Below are 15,443 nucleotides of genomic sequence, written 5' to 3' on the forward strand. Positions count from 1 at the left end.
GAATTATGAAAGTGTTAGACAAACCAAAGCAAGGATGTTTACTCGTTTCGGAACCACTTCTGGGTGATCCAAATTTCGAGAAATCTGTTGTTTATCTAGTAGCATATTCAAACGAAGGTGCAGTAGGTTTTATCATCAATCACGAAAGCGATTTGATGATCAGCGATTTCTTCGACAATCTTGACAATGTTGATATGTTTATTCTCAATGGCGGACCGGTTGAAACGCAAAACCTCTACTTTATTCACAAACGTCCTGACCTGATAGAATCCAATTATCACATTACCGACAACTATTACTGGGGAGGGGATACAGATAAACTCTTCGAGAAGATCAGAAACAGCGAAATATCTGACCAAGAGGTTATTTTTTTTAGAGGTTACAGTGGATGGGCATCCGGCCAACTTGAAAACGAGATAAAGCACAAATCCTGGATTGTGGTAGAAGACTCCATAGACGAACTGCTCAGCATGCCTCCCGAAGAGCGATGGCCACATATGCTTCGAAAAATTGGTGGGGAATATCTCTTATGGATCAACACTCCCTCTGATCCGGTTTTGAACTGATTTTTCCTTAACGAAAAATTAAAGATTTGGAAATATTTTCTGATATTTTGAAAATCAGTAAATTGAAAAATCAAAAAAATTTCGAAAGGATATTGTAGGAGTGTAAAGAACTCTATCTTTGCAGCCGTTCTTTAAAAACAAGGGTTCATAGCTCAGCTGGTTCAGAGCACCTGCCTTACAAGCAGGGGGTCACAGGTTCGAATCCTGTTGAACCCACGAAAAACCAGGCAGTTAAGATTCACAAAAATTGACAATCTGCCAAAAACTGAAAAAATACGGAAAATAAGGGGTTACAACTTATGAGTTGTAGCCCCTATCATTTTTACTCTTAAGAATCTCAAGCTTTTTGATGTTTTAAGCTTGAAAGTCTGGAAGGTTTTAAAAAAAGATTTGACACTTACTCTTTTTCGTAAAATTTAAAAGGGAGCATCGCCCAATAGGATGCTCCCTTTTAAGTAGGTTGTATTGTCTTCTTACTTTACGTATTGAAAATGCCAGCTCTGTTTAACAGGCACAATCCAGTTGTTTTCCAAATCCTTTTTTGTATTCACTACATTGTTGAAAACCAATGTTTCTAGGCCTATTTCGCCTTCTTTTACTAATCTTTTGAATGTTTGCAAGTTACAGCCCACAATCGCATTGCCATCGCGATAGGCTACCTGGAAGCGGTCAAATAGCGTTATGCCACATTCTTTTTCAATTTCGCTCAGTACCCGAACTGAAGCATCGATAGCACAGCCACTCACTTGGTTAAAACTTTCGTCAACTGCCAGTACCACAAATCTGTCAAAAAAGATGGCAAACGACGACAGCAGTGGCTTGTTGTGTGCCTTCCAGTTTTGACAGAAGTTGTAGAGTTTTTCAGAGATTTTGTCGAGATTCGACTCTGTGAAGGTCTTATCGCTTTGAAAAATCCATATGCGCGATGAATCCTTCATTTCGTTAAATGGTACATACATAACGAAAAGTTTTTAGTTTTGTTAGACGAAAGTAGAGGATTTCACTAAATTTTTTCCTATATTAATAAAAAAATATAACTGTTTCAAAAATCAGTAAATCAATCATTTACATAATTTTAACAAGCAAATGTTATGCACGCAGAATAAATTTTAACACCAAAAAAGAAAAAATTCCCTGTTTGTTTAACTTTTTGATCGATTCGTAAAACAAACATCCGTTTTCACAGTTTTTTCCTTCAAAAAAGTACTCATGAAATTCTGGTTTACTTTTGGTATATGGGTTACAGTTGCCGTTGCTTTTGCACAGAGTTCGGTTAAGTTTCAGATTCGCAACATGGGTTCTACTGTAGAGGGCTCATTTGATCGCTTTACCCTTAACATCCGGTGGAATGCTTCAAATCCAACTGCTTCCACGGTTACAGGTAAAGTTCAGGTCGAAAGCATAAATACGGGTATTTCACTTCGTGATAATCATCTTAGATCTTCATCGTATTTTCATGTTAAAAAATATCCGGAAATTTCCTTTAAATCTACCAGAATCGAAAAATCATCAACCGAAGCACTGTATTTCATCATTGGACAATTGAGTATTAAAGGCATCACCAAAGAGCATGCGTTTACCATGCGAATGCTGCCTGATGGTAGAAGAGAGTTTAAAACAACCCTCAATCGACGGGACTTCGGCGTAGGTGGCTGGAGCCTGACAATGGGCGATGAAGTGCAAGTTACAGTGACGGAATAAGTCGGTATTTGCCTTAGTTTAGGCGGCAAAAACAATATTACAATATGAGAATTTACAGAATTGGGGCAATGCTCCTGCTAATATTTGTTATTTCGTCATCCATATCAGCTCAAAAAAAGGAAATTACCCTCGAAGACATCTGGTTGCGCGGAGCCTTCAGATCTGCCGGCTACAGGGCAGGGGAGAGCATGAACGACGGCCTACACTACAGCCTAATGGTGCAGACGCCTGCCGGCTTTTCGGTAGTAAAAAACAGATATTCTGATGGTAAGACTGTCGATACACTCGTAAGTGCAGCATCTCTTACCAAAGCGTTTGGAAAGCCTTTTACCTTCAGCGGCTATGAGTTTTCTGCAGATGAGAAATTGGTATTACTCACTACTGATGCTGAGCCCATTTACCGACATTCGACTCAGGCCGTATATTACATATACAACCCTTCAACCAACGAACTCCAAAGACTTTCAAAAACTCCATCACAGCGCCTGGCATTTTTTAATCCCGAAAAGAACATCGTCGCTTTTGTGCACGACAATAATCTTTATATCAAAAACTTTCAGACCGGTGAGGAAACTCAAATCACCACCGACGGAAAGAAAAATGAAATCATCAATGGTGCAACAGATTGGGTGTATGAAGAAGAATTTGGCTTTGATCGTGGCCATTACTGGTCAGCCAAAGGGAATTATTTAGCTTTCTACCGCTTTGACGAAAGAGAAGTTCCTGTCTTCAGTATGGACATATTTGGCAATGACTTGTATCCACGTCAGGAACAATTTAAATATCCGAAAGCGGGGGAGAAAAATGCTTTAGTATCCATTAAAATTTATCAACTCTCAACTAATAAGACTATCGAGGTGCAGCTGCCCGAAAGCTATGAATATATACCTCGCATTAAATGGACACCTGACGACGCCACACTTATGGTGTATGCAATGAATCGCCATCAAAACACTCTTGACCTTTACCTGGTAGATGCCAATTCAGGCAAAGCAGAAAAAATATTTACTGAGACCGATCGCGCCTATGTAGATGTAAACGACAATATTCGATTCCTTTCAGCCAATTCCTTCATTTGGACTAGTGAACGCGATGGCTATAACCACCTATATCTGGTAGAAAATCGTGGCAAAAAGATATCACGTATTACAAGGGGCAACTGGGATGTAACTGAATTTTACGGCTACGACCCTTCTACTCGCACGCTGTACTTTCAGGCATCAGCCCTTCATCCAGGTCGTACTGAAGTGTACAGCATTGGTCTGAATGGCCGCAACATGCGTCGGCTAACCTCTGATGACGGTACGAATATTGCTTCCTTCAGCAAGACATTTCGATACTTCATCCACACACACTCAAGGTCAGGAAAACCGCCTGTGATCGCTATGCGCGATAATACGGGAAAGCTAATCCGAATGCTTGAGTCCAACGAAACAGCCCAAAACCGCCTTGAATCTTACAACCTTTCGCCAACCGAATTTTTTGCCTTTAAAACTTCAGAAGGCGTTGAACTTCACGGCTGGATGATCAAACCAGCTGATTTTGATCCAAACAAAAAATACCCTGTACTAATGCATGTGTACGGAGGTCCAGGTGCTCAGACAGTAGTCGATCGCTATGATCCGGCCAATCACTTCTGGCATCAGATGTTGGCCCAGAAAGGTTTTATCGTCGTATCGGTTGACAACCGCGGTACAGGTCATCGCGGTGCTGCATTCAAAAAGGCCACCTATCTACAGCTCGGTAAGTTAGAGCTTATCGATCAGATTGAAACTGCTAAATACCTCAGCTCCCTGCCTTATATTGACAAAGAGCGCATTGGTATTTGGGGTTGGAGCTTTGGGGGGTATTTGTCGTCGTTAGCGATTACCAAAGGAGCAGATTATTTCAAACTTGCTATAGCTGTGGCGCCCGTAACACATTGGAAGTTTTATGACACCATTTATACAGAGCGCTACTTGCGCACGCCACAGGAAAATCCTTCAGGTTACGACGACAATTCACCTGCTCAGTTTGCCAGCCGACTGCGCGGCAAGTACTTGCTTATACATGGCACTGCCGATGACAATGTACATTACCAAAACGCTATGTACATGGCCGAACGCCTTGTACAAGCCAACAAAGACTTCGACATGATGATGTACCCCGATAAAAATCACGGCATCTACGGCGGCTATACGCGACTACACCTGTATCGGAAGATGACCGATTTTATTCTTAACCATTTGTGAAAGCTGTTTAGATTTGCCGCCTGTCAAAAATATCGTAATACTCACGTAACATGCATCCAGCTTACAAACTTATGTTGATCGCCTGGGCCGCCGTGGCCGCCTGGGTAGCTTTCGTTATTCTGCTCAACCGTAAAGTTCACCCCAAAGCGCTCTTTGCCCTTTTCATGGTAGAGCTGTGGGAGCGCTTTAGCTACTACGGTATGCGTGCCATACTGGTACTGTATATGACCAGCGAATTGGCAAAGGGCGGATTTGCCTTCGACGACGCCAAAGCATATGGTATCTACGGTGCTTATGGAGCCTTGGTGTACCTCACTCCCATTTTAGGGGGATTTTTCGCCGATAAAATCATGGGCTTTCGCCGGGCGATCATATGGGGAGCCCTACTCATGGCAGCAGGTCAATTTACCCTATTTCTCAACAATCAAACGACCTTTTACATTGGTCTTGCTCTGTTGGTTATCGGCAATGGCTTCTTTAAGCCCAATATCTCGAGCATGATTGGTCGCTTTTATCCCGAAGGCGATCCTCGTCGCGACGGAGCTTTTACCATTTTTTACATGGGTATCAATATCGGGGCGTTTCTTACCCCTCTAACTTGTGGTGCCATTGGCGAAATTGAGGGGTGGCAATACGGCTTCCTCACCGCTGGTATTGGTATGGTACTCGGTTTTCTCATCTTCATGTGGGCACAGAGTGCGGGATGGTATGAATCACATGGTTTAAAACCGGAAGAAGATGCAAAACCCATTATCAAAGGCATAAATAACCGACTCGTACCTTATATCACCACGATTATTCTCATTCCCATAGCATGGCTCCTGATTCTTAAAAATGACGTAGTCGATGTAATGCTTGGCATTTTGGCTGTAGGTATTCTCGGCTATTTGCTCTTTTTAGCCGGCAAATACGACACAGTGCAGAAGCAGCGTATTTGGGTAATCGTACTCTTGTTGCTTTTCACAACCGTATTCTGGACATTCTTCGAGTTGGCCGGCAGCGCCATGAACCTCTTTACCGAGCGCAACGTGAATAAGACCTTTCTCGGTATGACCTTTACCACTACATTCTTCCAGAGTGTCAATCCTCTGTTTATCATGCTTTTCGCTCCGGTATTTTCGTGGCTTTGGATTACGCTGAGCAAAGCTGGAAAAGAGCCTGCTGCACCATACAAGTTTGCAGTTGGTTTGTCGCTTCTTGGTCTCGGATTTCTGGTGCTCACCCTTGGTAAGGCCGCAGCTGTTTCGGGCCTAGTACCTGCCTTCTTCCTTATAATGCTCTACCTGCTTCACACGCTTGGAGAGCTGACCCTTTCGCCAGTGGGTCTCAGCCTTGTTACCAAGCTCTCACCTGCTAAAATTGTTGGTATGCTTATGGGGATTTGGTTTTTAAGTTCTTCCATTGCACACCAGGCTGGTAAGCATATTGCCCGATTTACAACTGTGAGCGAATCTAAAATCATCCAAAATCCAGAGTTTAAAAAGCACATCGATGACCAACGTCTCTTTGAAGTACTCTCTGGAGAGGAGTTTGGCCAACTGATGAAAGAAATGTCGGTTGAAAAAGCCCTTGTAAACGAAAAGACCCTTCAGTTGCTGAATCAAGGCCTGGAATCGCCCAAATACGCTGTGGCCACCCTTCAAATTCAGGAAATCATCGACCGCGCTAATAACCTCAGCAACGAAACTCAGCGCCAAAAGGCACTGGCCGAAAGCCAAAAGACCTTCCTTGTATATTCAGACAATGGTGCTACTAAAGACTACGGCATAGTACCGCAAAGCAAGGCTTCTGAGTTGCTCGATGGAAGCATTAGCGGTACAGTGATATCCTCATTGCGCAACGACTCTTTAGATCTTGGCCTTGGCGTCTTCCGCAAGCTCGGCCTTTTTGCCATAGGTTGTGGGGTTCTTCTCTTCATTCTCGGTCCTATGGTAAGCCGCTGGATGCACGGCATCAAATAGCTTTGTACTTTTAAAATCAGGGCCTCACATGGGGCCCTGTTTTATTTTCAATTGTTTCATCAAGTTTTCAGTGAATTTTCTTTCACGGTTGCGCCCTAATCAAAGCAAGTACACGTTTTAGCTGGAATAATGCTTGCACAACTAAGGTAGCAATAACTCCTTCGTCATTGGGCTTATTAAGACAAAGAAACGATAGATAGGTTTATTGGGACTGCATTACCTTCGGGCTACTTTTTCACACACTGTGTGCCGCATTGTCCTTTACGCTGTGGCTTTTAGGTGCTAAAAATCTTCAGGCGTTTCAGGTTTTAAGCAAAATTTAGTCATTAAAAATGCACTGTTTCTTGCACACTTCATCGCTCAAATGGCCAAGATTTTTTTCGCATTCATCATTCATAATTAACTATGACTTGCTCTTTCTTATTCGCAATAGTGTAAATTCTCATTTTGTAAGTCTCAATGCTACCTTTGCCCTTTAATGAGTACGATATGTCACACCCGCTTTTGGCAATTTCGCCTATTGATGGTCGCTATGCCGAGCTTACGCGCGAATTATCAGAATATTTTTCAGAATACGCCTTCTTCAAATACAGATTTTTAGTAGAAATAGAATATTTCATCGCCTTATCACATTTGCAAATCATCGACAGCCTACACATCGACGCTGAAAAGATCGAAATCCTTCACGGCTGGATCAAGGAATTCTCCCTCGAAGAAGCCTTGAAAATCAAAGAAATCGAAAGCACAACTCGCCACGACGTAAAAGCACTTGAATACTTCATTAAACAAAAATTTGAACAAGTAGGGTGGGGCGGGCTGAAAGAATGGATTCATTTCGGCCTTACTTCTCAGGACGTAAACAATACAGCCATTCCGCTGATGCTCAAGGAATTTACAAACAAAATTTACCTACCTCTGTTGCATGAGCTTATTGGTAGACTGAAAAATTTTGTAACAGAATGGAAGGATATTCCTATGCTTGCCCACACACACGGACAGCCAGCCTCACCCACTGTGTTGGGCAAAGAAATACAAGTATTCGTCGTACGTCTCGAAAATCAATTATCGCTACTACACCAGATACCATTTGCTGCCAAATTCGGTGGTGCCACAGGCAATATGAATGCTCATTTTGTCGCCTTTCCTCAGGTAGATTGGCATGCCTTTGCAGATCGATTTGTTAATGAACAACTTGGCCTCACTCGCTCGTACCCAACTACGCAGATTGAACATTACGACCACCTTGCAGCATATTTCGATGCATTAAAGCGCATCAATACTGTATTGACCGATCTGAGTCGCGACATGTGGCAGTACATCAGCATGGAGTATTTCATTCAAAAGATCGTGACCGGGGAAGTCGGCTCATCAGCAATGCCCCATAAAGTAAACCCTATCGACTTCGAGAATGCTGAAGGCAATCTTATGTACGCCAATGCAATATTCGAATTTTTAAGTCAGAAACTCCCCATTTCAAGGCTGCAGCGCGACCTGACCGACAGCACCGTTTTGAGAAACATTGGGGTACCTATTTCGCATACTATAATTGCTTTTAAATCCCTTTTAAAGGGCCTCTCAAAAATTAAAGTAAATCGCGAAGCTATTCAGCGCGATTTGGAAGGCAACTGGGCAGTAGTGGCCGAAGCTATCCAAACCATCCTTCGTCGCGAAAATTACCCCAATCCCTACGAAGCTCTCAAAGCACTGAGCCGTCGAGAGACACCACCGGCTAGGCAAGATTTCATTGATTTTATCAACAATCTCCATGTTTCATCTCCTATAAAAGAAGAGTTACTTGCCATCACTCCGTTTAACTACATCGGAAAATGGAAGACCTCTTAATTGATACCCAACCCGTAAGTCCGGGTACACATAAGCGCATTGATATCGAAGTAGCCCGCCTGCCGTCAGGTACAGTGATTCACATGCCCGTCTTTGTATACCGCAGTAAGAATCCGGGACCTGTTGTCATGCTCTCCGGCGGGTTGCACGGCGATGAGATTAATGGTGTTGAAATTATTAGGCGCGTAGTAGCTGGCAAGTGGATTCACCAACTGCTTGCTGGTACTGTAATAGCGCTGCCAATCATTAATGTGTATGGATTTATTCACTTCTCGCGCGATGTGCCAGACGGCAAAGATGTAAATCGTTCCTTTCCAGGTAATCCTGATGGTTCACTTGCCTCTATTGTTGCCTCCATTATCAGTCGTAAAATTCTGCCCATCATTGACTTTGGCATTGATTTTCACACAGGTGGTGCAAGTCGTACCAATTATCCTCAAATTCGCTACGACAAGCGCGACCTAAAAGGCGCTGAGCTGGCAAAGGCATTCAATGCTCCCTTTACCCTTTATTCTTCGGTAATCGATGGTTCGCTTCGCGCTACAGCCGCTCAAATGGATAAATCTATCGTGGTGTATGAAGGTGGAGAGTCAATGCGCTTTGATATGCTTGCCATCGAAGAGGGCCTAAAAGGCATTCGTCGTGTGCTCAAACACTTTGGCATGATTAAAGTAGGAGCTTCATCTACCTACAAGTCAATAATTTGTGCGAACTCAACTTGGGTGCGCGCTGAAGCTTCTGGACTTTTCACCTTCTTAAAACAATCAGGTCAAGAAGTAGCCGAAGGTGAAATCATAGGCTACATTCACAATCCGTACAACCTTTACAACATTCCCGTACTCTCCACAGTATCGGGTTACATCATTGGTCACAACAATATTCCTTTAGTTCACAAAGGCGATGCCCTTTTTCACATCGGATATTCATAAACAGTATTTTAGTAATAATTGTGATTAGAGATGAATCAATATTATACTACATATAAAGACGTCAGAATAGCCTACTACACCTTCGGCAATCCAAAGGGAAAGGCAGTCGTTTGGCTTCATGGATTTTTAGAAGACAGCCGAATGTGGACGTACCTTCTCGATCAGTTGCCACAGTCGTTTCGCCATATTTTCATCGATTTACCCGGATTTGGAAGGAGTCAATGCATCGCCTACGTACATACAATGGACGAAATGGCTGATGTGGTGATGGCTGTGCTTCGCGAATTAAAAATAAGAAAAGCTGCTTTCATCGGTCATTCTATGGGAGGATATGTTTCGCTAGCTTTTGGTGAAAAATATCCAGAGTCGGTGAGAGCACTTTGTTTGTTTCACTCAACCGCAGCAGCTGATAGTCCTGAAAAAATTGAAAACCGAAATCGCGGAATTGAGCTTGCTAAAAATAATCCTCAACTCTTTTCGCGTACTACCTTCCTAGGCCTTTTTGCTGACTGGGCGCATGATCTCTGCAAAAACGAAATCGAAGAACAGACTCAGATTGCTGTTTCCACTTCATCACAAGGCATAGTAGCCGCTCTCGAAGGAATGAAAATCCGGCCGGACCGTACAGTTCTTCTGCACTTTGCCCCGTATCAAATTTTTCACATTGTGGGCAGTGAAGATCCAGTGTTCAAAGGTCATTCGCTCGACGATCAGCTCACAGCTCCTAAGGTTAAAGCCTTTGTGCTCAAAGCCGGCCACATGAGCCATATCGAAAATCGAAAGGACTTGTTGCCAGTGTTCCGCGAATATTTTAAATCTTTGTAAGACAACTTATTAAATAACATGTTCAACGTCGAGACTCAACGTCGAATCACCTTGCCGATTGCACATGTCTCGGCTCGAAATTTTTTCACAAAACTTGTTCGTTGGGGTTTTGAGCACGTGGAGTGCTTTGTTTACGACTCGGGTGGATATACATCTGACCGCTTTTATCGGTACGATTGGCTTGTAATGGTCGATGCTGTGCATCGGCTTTCATGGAGCGAAATGGCAAACTTTCAGCCTAGCCAAGTCGCAGATTGGATAGGATTTCTTTTACCTTATGATTTTAAACAAACCCTTTTAGGGCATTTAAATACTGGTAAGATCTTTTTCGATATTCCTGATGAGATCTTTTTTATCCCTCGCTGGGTATTTTATTCGAAAAACGGGAAAGTGTTTGCCGATATTCGAGAACCCGAGGTTGACTTACTGCCACAAATTCTTGCTTCAATCGACAACAGATCAGATCAAGCTCCCACAAAAGCAAATTTACCCTCTTACACAGCTCATACCGGTAAAAAGGAATATCTCTCTGCATTTGACAAAGTAGTAAGTCACTTATTGAGGGGTGATATTTATGAATTGAATTATTGCGTCTTTTATAGCAGCAATCAGCCCATCGATGATATTCCGGGGGCGTGGCTCAAAATCTCTTTTCAAAAAGGTGCACCTATGAGTGGTCTATTTAAATGGGGAAATATATGTGTTTTGAGCCAGTCGCCAGAGCGATTCTTTACCCTTCGCTCCGGTATAATTTTTTCACAACCCATTAAAGGCACCATCAGGAGAGGGGCTGACACAGAATCAGACGATTCCTTTAAGAAAAAGCTCTTTGAGAGTACCAAAGAACGCGCTGAAAACGTAATGATCGTTGACTTGGTGCGCAACGATATATCGCGTATCAGCGAGCCTGGTTCCATTCGTGTAGAAGAGTTGTTTGGCATACACACCTTTGCCAAAGTTCATCAGATGATCAGCACTATAGGCGGAAGGCTCTCGGAGAATGTTTCTTTAGAACAGATTTTTAAAGCCCTGTTTCCTATGGGAAGCATGACAGGTGCCCCGAAACTCAGCGCCATGAACATCATTCGTCAGGTGGAGACGCACGATAGAGGTATATATTCGGGTACAGCCGGATATATCGATCCGCATGGCGATATTGACTGCAACGTGATTATCCGATCGATTGTTGCTGATTTAACTACGGGTGTTTCTTATATTGGCGTAGGCTCCGCGGTAACTGTATATGCCAATGCTGAAGACGAATATCAGGAATGTCTGCTTAAGCTTACTTCTGTAACTAACTGAAAGTTGGCACATAACAGCAAAAGACATTTCCTCGTAGAAGAAGCATTTTTGAGCGAAGTCAAACGTCTTGGCCTCGAGGATAAAGTTTGTATCTTGGGCGTAAGCGGTGGAGTTGACTCAATGAGCCTTTTGACCTTATTTCATTTACATCAGCTTAAGGCCGTAGCTGTCCATGTGAATTATCATTTGCGCGGTGAAGAGTCGGATGCCGATGAAGAGTTAGTAAAATCTTTTAGCGAAAAATTAGGTATTCCTCTGCACATCTTTCATTTTCAAAAAGATAGGGATGTGCTGAAAAACGAGAGCCCTCAGATGGCAGCTCGCAGGTTCAGGTACGAGAAGTTTGAATGGGTAAGAATTCAGGAAAAGGCCGACTTCATTGCATTAGCTCATCATTTCGACGATTGGGTAGAAACATTTTTCCTTCACCTAACTCGTGGCTCGGGATTGAGAGGCTTAGTTCAACCCTCAGATGATTCTCTGATTATCAGACCACTGCGATTGGTAAGCAAAAGAGATATTCTGCAATTTGCCCAAGCATATGCTGTGCCTTGGCGCGAAGACGCTTCCAATGCAACCTCTAAGTACGAGCGAAATCGCATCCGAAATGAAATTCTGCCACTTCTACACTCAATACATCCGAGAGTTGCATCTGGGTTAAGGCATACTTCTGAAAATCTCGAAGTTACATTTAAATATTTGCATTTACAAGCACAAGATTATCTGAGATTGCATAAATCTCCTGTTTATCAAGGATATAAAATATCCTTCAAGACTCTGTTGCCTTGGAGGGAAGAATATAAGGCCCTACTTCAGGAAATACTTTTTCAAGAAAAGATTCCGATTTCTGATCTGAATAGTTTTTCAAATGCTTTAAAATCTACGGAATCAAAGATTTGGCATGTAGGATTTCCACTGATTTTTACCCGTAATGCCGAACTTTATTTCTATCCAAACGAACATCGATCGAACAAGATTTCCGTTGAAAAAATCTGGGAGAATCTTAAAGTGCCCTGCGACCTCCCCGGGTGGGGTAGGGTGTATATTGCAAATCAAAATGCCGATGCGTGGGTGAGTTTTGACAATCAAAACGCAAAAATTCACTTTCGGCCTTGGCATTCCGATGATTTTATTTTGATTCCCAACGTAGGTCGCAAGAAGGTAAGTGATTTACTAAAAGACAAAAAGATGACTATCGTTCAGCGCAACAAAACCCTTGTTATGACCATAAACGGTGAAGTGGCCTGGGTAGTAGGTGGGCAGGTAGATGGCCGATTTAAGGCAAAACCTGGGCAAGGTATTGGTTTTAAATTTGAAAGTGACTGGCTTAAATAAAAAAACCCGGCCAGCGGCCGGGTGCAAGCTCGAGAGGATTAAACAATCATTTTTACCTGACAAAAATAATCATTCCCGGAATTAAATCAGGCTCTTTAATATTTGGATTAAGCTGTTTTAATTCTTTTACAGGTACTCCAGTTTTTTGAGAGATGGTTTTAAAGTTATCACCTTGTTCCACGCGATAGCGCTTGCTGTCGTATTCGGTGTAATCGCCTCCCGGAGTCACTTTCAATTCAAGTCCTTCGAAAATGTGCACACCTCTCAGCCCGCCATTGAGTTCTCTTAGGTCGCGAAGGGTTATGTTGTATTGCTGGGCGATTTTTCCGAAATTGTCTTTTGCATCGCAAACGTGTATTTGTCCGATCGGTTTAGCTGGAGCTGTGGGTTCTTTTGTATCTGCACCGGTAGCAGCTGCACCACTGCCGGAAGGTGTTTGTGAGGTCTTAGCTTTGGGCACGTAGTTTTCAGAAATTACCTTGAAATCCGTACGTCTGTTGATTTGGTTTGCAACTTCCTGCAATTCTGGTGTTAAGGTTTTTATATATTTTTCTGTTAACACAGTACCCGGTTTGAAGAGGCCTTTTCCGTAGCCATCATAGTTTTCAGGTACGGTGAAGGGTTCTCTCTCACCGCGACCCACGGCTACCAGTCTTTCAGGGTCAATGCCTTTTTCGATCAGGTAGTCAACACAGGCTTGGGCCCTGCGTTGTGAGAGCAGGTCGTTATTGGCATCTGAATCGCGATAGTCGGTATGCGAGCGCAATTCGATGACGATATTAGGGTTTTTGATAAGAATGTCGTACACCATATCGAGTGCCTCTTTTGATTCAGGTCTGAGATCCCACTTTGCAAGATCGAAGAATACATTAGGCAGTATGATTGGCTCCTCAATTGGGTCGAGTGATTTGGTGAACTTAAAGCTGTATAAAAAGTGGTTTTCAGCCGGAATAAATTCGTACTGTTCCATGGCTATGCCCACGGTTGAGAAGTTGATGAATCCACTAAGAAATTTCTTTTTCTCAAAGTTGATCTGATAGTTCACATTTTCCTTAAGTGTACCCGGTTCTACGATAAATACGCCATTTTTATCGGTATTAACCGTAAAAGACGAACCATCGCTGCCATCAATACGAGCAGATACCTGAGGTAAAGGTTTTTTGTCTTTGGAATTGGTTACGAGTACTTCTAGTTTGTACTCGAGCGGAGCTAGGTAAATGGCATAGATGTCGTCGCCTCCTTTACCACCTTCGCGATTTGACGATATAAAACCTTTCTTGGCGCCACCACTTTCGAGCACGATGGCAAAGTCATCAAAATTCGTATTAATAGGGTAGCCCATATTTTCAGGTTTTCCGGTGGGCATTCCTTCTTCGTTTACGGGTACTCTGAAGATGTCAAGCCCACCCATACCCGGATGGCTGGTACTTGAAAAGTAAAGGTAGCCGTCGTCGTGAGCAAAAGGGAAGAGTTCGTCGCCGGCGCCATTAACCATAGGTCCGAGATTTTTTGGAGTATCCCAGGAGCGTGTACGGCGGTTGTATGTAGTGATCCAGATATCTTTTCCGCCAAATCCGCCGGGCATATCGCTGGCGAAGTAGAGATATTTATCGTCGGGCGATAGGGCAGGATGACCCACACTGCTCACAGAGTCAGGGGCAAGGAATACTACTTCGGGCTCTTTCCAATCTTGTCCTAAGCGCTCTGATACATAAATTCCGCAACCGAGGTTTTGACTCTTCTGCTTTAGGCAACGTGTAAAATAAATGGTTTTTCTGCGCTTGTCGAAAGTGACACCTCCTTCGTGATATTGAGTATTGAGTATTGCACTTTCAGGCTTGGGCTCTAGCCATTTGGTTTCTGACATGAGTGACTTATTCTCACCTTTTTTGAGTCTCTGCTGTTTTTTGGCTGTTTTGCGCTCAGCCTGAGCCACGAAAATATCTGTAAAGTTGCCTCCGAACCAGCCTTCGCGTTTTTTACCAGTGGCACCCAGTCGATCAGAGGTAAAAACAATTTCGTCATATGAGCCTGGTCTTCCGGCATATACCACTCCAAACTCGTTTTCTTTGGTATTGAGATCCTTTACGTTCTCTACCAAATATCGTGTACGATTCTTTTTGTACTGCACTGCCAACCTGCAGCCTTCGATTCCATTTTTTGCTCTTTGATCATCAGGTACAAGTCTTAAGTAGTTTTCGTATTCTTTTATAGCGTCTTCATACTCACCTAAATTATGAAGTGATTGGGCCAGCAACAAGCGTACTTCTGGCTCGCTGTAACCGGCCGAAATGGCTCTTTGAAAATAATTGGATGAATTTTTAAAATTTAGCATTTTAAAATAACATTGTCCTAAATAGTAGAGTATTTCAGTTCTTTCTGACTTGCTACGCGTTTTGGAGTACGCCTTTTTAAATTGCTCAGCAGCGAAATAAAATTCATTAGACTTGAAAGCATCTAAAGCTTGCCTGAAGTCTTTGCTCTTTTTTTCTTCTTTTGGGGCTTGAGTCGCTGTGGTTTGTTTAGAGGCGACATTTTGAGAAAATCCTGAAATTGAGAAGTTTAAAGCAATTAAGATACTTGCTATTAATGTGCGGCTCATTCGTTTTCGGGTTGGAAAATATTTTAAATGCCAAAATAAAGATTGATTAATGAAATATCAAAATAAGATTTTTTGCACGAGAATATGCATTTCTTTGAAAAGATATATCGTAAAAATAAGGAAAAAAATTCATCTGAGGTCAAATT

At 42.7% G+C, this 15,443-nt stretch carries 11 protein-coding genes and 1 tRNA gene; 10 read left to right on the top strand and 2 right to left on the bottom strand.

Going from position 1 to position 15,443, the window contains the following annotated elements:
* The first annotated feature begins 5 nt into the window (after window positions 1–5).
* Both ACK4EX_RS09815 and ACK4EX_RS09820 read left to right on the top strand, forming a co-directional pair.
* Entirely contained in the window at window positions 6–566 is a 561-nt protein-coding gene (locus ACK4EX_RS09815; RefSeq protein WP_409772276.1) for a YqgE/AlgH family protein, read from the top strand.
* A gap of 141 nt (window positions 567–707) precedes the next feature.
* Window positions 708–782 (top strand) — tRNA-Val (locus tag ACK4EX_RS09820).
* A gap of 257 nt (window positions 783–1,039) precedes the next feature.
* Here the strand turns inward: ACK4EX_RS09820 and ACK4EX_RS09825 are convergent.
* Window positions 1,040–1,525 carry an ABC transporter ATPase gene (locus tag ACK4EX_RS09825; RefSeq protein ID WP_409772279.1) on the bottom strand — a complete coding sequence of 162 codons (486 nt, stop codon included), beginning with the start codon at window positions 1,523–1,525 and terminating at the stop codon, window positions 1,040–1,042.
* A 250-nt stretch (window positions 1,526–1,775) separates the two neighbouring features.
* On the opposite strand from ACK4EX_RS09825, the gene ACK4EX_RS09830 reads away from it, so the two are divergent.
* From ACK4EX_RS09830 to tilS, 8 genes are all read left to right on the top strand, one after another.
* A complete protein-coding gene (locus ACK4EX_RS09830) occupies window positions 1,776–2,267 on the top strand; it encodes a YceI family protein (protein ID WP_409772281.1) in 492 nt (163 codons plus the stop codon).
* Between the two features lie 44 nt (window positions 2,268–2,311).
* Window positions 2,312–4,498, top strand: a complete 2,187-nt coding sequence (locus ACK4EX_RS09835) for a S9 family peptidase (RefSeq protein ID WP_409772283.1) — start codon at window positions 2,312–2,314, stop codon at window positions 4,496–4,498.
* Between the two features lie 50 nt (window positions 4,499–4,548).
* Window positions 4,549–6,459, top strand: a complete 1,911-nt coding sequence (locus tag ACK4EX_RS09840) for a peptide MFS transporter (RefSeq protein ID WP_409772286.1) — start codon at window positions 4,549–4,551, stop codon at window positions 6,457–6,459.
* A gap of 489 nt (window positions 6,460–6,948) precedes the next feature.
* A complete protein-coding gene (purB, locus tag ACK4EX_RS09845; RefSeq protein ID WP_409772288.1) occupies window positions 6,949–8,301 on the top strand; it encodes an adenylosuccinate lyase in 1,353 nt (450 codons plus the stop codon).
* Window positions 8,286–9,230, top strand: a complete 945-nt coding sequence (locus tag ACK4EX_RS09850) for a succinylglutamate desuccinylase/aspartoacylase family protein (RefSeq protein ID WP_409772290.1) — start codon at window positions 8,286–8,288, stop codon at window positions 9,228–9,230. Before purB ends, ACK4EX_RS09850 begins: the two co-directional genes overlap by 16 nt.
* Before the next feature lie 30 nt (window positions 9,231–9,260).
* Window positions 9,261–10,055, top strand: a complete 795-nt coding sequence (locus ACK4EX_RS09855) for an alpha/beta fold hydrolase (protein WP_409772292.1) — start codon at window positions 9,261–9,263, stop codon at window positions 10,053–10,055.
* Between the two features lie 18 nt (window positions 10,056–10,073).
* Complete coding sequence (locus tag ACK4EX_RS09860) at window positions 10,074–11,360, top strand: chorismate-binding protein (RefSeq protein WP_409772294.1); 1,287 nt, start codon at window positions 10,074–10,076, stop codon at window positions 11,358–11,360.
* Window positions 11,361–11,363: 3 nt separating this feature from the next.
* Entirely contained in the window at window positions 11,364–12,695 is a 1,332-nt protein-coding gene (gene tilS, locus ACK4EX_RS09865; RefSeq protein ID WP_409772296.1) for a tRNA lysidine(34) synthetase TilS, read from the top strand.
* A 52-nt stretch (window positions 12,696–12,747) separates the two neighbouring features.
* Here the strand turns inward: tilS and ACK4EX_RS09870 are convergent, their stop codons facing one another.
* Window positions 12,748–15,297 carry a LysM peptidoglycan-binding domain-containing protein gene (locus ACK4EX_RS09870; RefSeq protein WP_409772299.1) on the bottom strand — a complete coding sequence of 850 codons (2,550 nt, stop codon included), beginning with the start codon at window positions 15,295–15,297 and terminating at the stop codon, window positions 12,748–12,750.
* Between the last annotated feature and the right edge of the window lie 146 nt (window positions 15,298–15,443).

Origin of the sequence: Thermaurantimonas sp. (genome assembly GCF_046299575.1) — a bacterium.
GTDB lineage: Bacteria > Bacteroidota > Bacteroidia > Flavobacteriales > Schleiferiaceae > Thermaurantimonas.

Excerpts from the sequence above, each read along its gene's own strand:
- ACK4EX_RS09855 (WP_409772292.1), top strand. The coding sequence starts at position 9,261 with ATGAATCAATATTATACTACATATAAAGACGTCAGAATAGCCTACTAC.
- ACK4EX_RS09840 (WP_409772286.1), top strand. The coding sequence starts at position 4,549 with ATGCATCCAGCTTACAAACTTATGTTGATCGCCTGGGCCGCCGTGGCC.
- ACK4EX_RS09860 (WP_409772294.1), top strand. The coding sequence starts at position 10,074 with ATGTTCAACGTCGAGACTCAACGTCGAATCACCTTGCCGATTGCACAT.
- ACK4EX_RS09830 (WP_409772281.1), top strand. The coding sequence starts at position 1,776 with ATGAAATTCTGGTTTACTTTTGGTATATGGGTTACAGTTGCCGTTGCT.
- ACK4EX_RS09870 (WP_409772299.1), bottom strand. The coding sequence starts at position 15,297 with ATGAGCCGCACATTAATAGCAAGTATCTTAATTGCTTTAAACTTCTCA.
- ACK4EX_RS09815 (WP_409772276.1), top strand. The coding sequence starts at position 6 with ATGAAAGTGTTAGACAAACCAAAGCAAGGATGTTTACTCGTTTCGGAA.
- ACK4EX_RS09825 (WP_409772279.1), bottom strand. The coding sequence starts at position 1,525 with ATGTATGTACCATTTAACGAAATGAAGGATTCATCGCGCATATGGATT.
- ACK4EX_RS09850 (WP_409772290.1), top strand. The coding sequence starts at position 8,286 with ATGGAAGACCTCTTAATTGATACCCAACCCGTAAGTCCGGGTACACAT.
- ACK4EX_RS09835 (WP_409772283.1), top strand. The coding sequence starts at position 2,312 with ATGAGAATTTACAGAATTGGGGCAATGCTCCTGCTAATATTTGTTATT.
- purB (WP_409772288.1), top strand. The coding sequence starts at position 6,949 with ATGTCACACCCGCTTTTGGCAATTTCGCCTATTGATGGTCGCTATGCC.